Below are 1,568 nucleotides of genomic sequence, written 5' to 3' on the forward strand. Positions count from 1 at the left end.
CGCGACCACGCGGTCGAGACGGTCGGCGACCGCGACCGGATCGTCTGGGACGAGGTGACGGGCGGGTCGGTCGTCGTCCAGTCGTACCGCGAGGGCGACCTACTGGTGTTCGGTGTCATCCTCGTCATCGCGGTGATCGCCGCGATCGCGGGGGTGCTCTACTTCCGGCGGCAGCTGGAGGCGCTCCGGGAGCAGCGACGCGACCTCGGACTGGGCGTCAACGAGGGCGACGAGGGCGACGAGGACGACGGCTGGCTCTGACGGACCCGGCCGCACCGGAGCCGACCCGCACGCCCGCGCCGCGGTCCTTTTCTACCGCGCGCCGCTTGAGTCGGTATGAACGCCGCCGTCGTCACCGTCGGGGACGAGCTCCTCGTCGGCGACACCGAGAACACGAACGCGACCTGGCTCTGCGACCGCCTCGACGCCCGGGGCGTCAGCGTCCGACGCGTGACGGTCGTCCCGGACGAGGTCGCCGAGATCGCGAGAGTAGTCAACGAGTACCACGCAGAGTACGACGCCGTGGTCGTCACCGGCGGGCTCGGACCGACGCACGACGACGTGACGATGGAAGCGGTCGCGGCCGCGTTTGGGCGCGACATCGAGGAGAACGAGGAGGCGGCCGCGTGGCTCGCCGAACGGGGGTACAGCGGCGGCGACCTCGCGGCGGAGACGACCCACCTCCCCGTCGACTGCCGACCGCTCCCGAACGAGGCCGGGGTGGCTCCCGGTGCCGTCGTCGAGTCCGTCTACGTCCTCCCGGGCGTCCCGAGCGAGATGAAGGCGATGTTCGAGTCGGTCGAAGGCGAGTTTTCCGGGACGCGGACGCACGTCGCCACCGTCGACGTCGACGAACCCGAGAGCGAACTGCTCGACCGGGTCGCGGAACTGCGCGAGCGGTTCGACGTGCGCGTCGGCTCGTATCCCGGGACGGTCGTGACCGTGAAGATCACGGGCGAGAGCGAGGCGGAGGTCGAGCGCGCGGCCGCGTGGGTCCGCGACCACGCGGACGCGGTGGAGCGAGAGTCGCCGGCGGAATGAGCGGAGCCAGTCGACAATAGAACGGGCTGAACGCTCGTGGGAGACGGGGGGTTACGATAGAGAAGAGCGCGGTTGCGGCGGAGAAAAGCGCGGTTTAGCGGTACAGGTACGCGACCCACACGACGACGAGGGCGAGGCTCGCGAGCAGGACCGCGGCCGCGGTCCCGGCGATCGGCAGCGGCTCCGTCACGGCGGCTTCGAGGATCATGTGTCGGGGTTGTTCTGGCGGTGTCTTAAGCATTGATTTTCGGGCGGGGCGAACGCTGGCGGACGGGCGACTGGCGGCGCGCGACCGCGGTTGGGTCCCGCGGGCAGGAGGGGGTGAGATCGCGACGCCGCGTCCCGCCGGTCCGAAACGGAACTGGGCGGCATGGGCGTGTGGCAGCTCCCACGGAAGGGATCCAGTCCCGGTGAGACGAGCAGTTCGCACGCCGATGGCGGGCTCACTTCATCGGCGTTTCGTCCGAGGGGCGGGCACCGGTTGGTTCCCGTGTCCGGGTGTTGGGGGGTTTTATCAGTTGATCCGG

The 1,568-nt window shown here is 70.3% G+C and carries 2 protein-coding genes; both read left to right on the top strand.

Translation table 11 applies throughout. From position 1 onward, the window contains the following. Positions 1-261: DUF5803 family protein (locus BN903_RS14065; RefSeq protein WP_048078327.1), on the top strand; the 261-nt coding region annotated here is incomplete at its 5' end. A gap of 75 nt (positions 262-336) precedes the next feature. Further along, positions 337-1,041, top strand: a complete 705-nt coding sequence (locus tag BN903_RS14070) for a molybdopterin-binding protein (protein ID WP_048078328.1) — start codon at positions 337-339, stop codon at positions 1,039-1,041. Positions 1,042-1,568 lie beyond the last annotated feature (527 nt).

The organism is Halorubrum sp. AJ67, assembly GCF_000513435.1.

Bases quoted from the DNA above. Each gene is read 5' to 3' on its own strand.
- BN903_RS14070 (WP_048078328.1), top strand. From the start codon at position 337: ATGAACGCCGCCGTCGTCACCGTCGGGGACGAGCTCCTCGTCGGCGAC.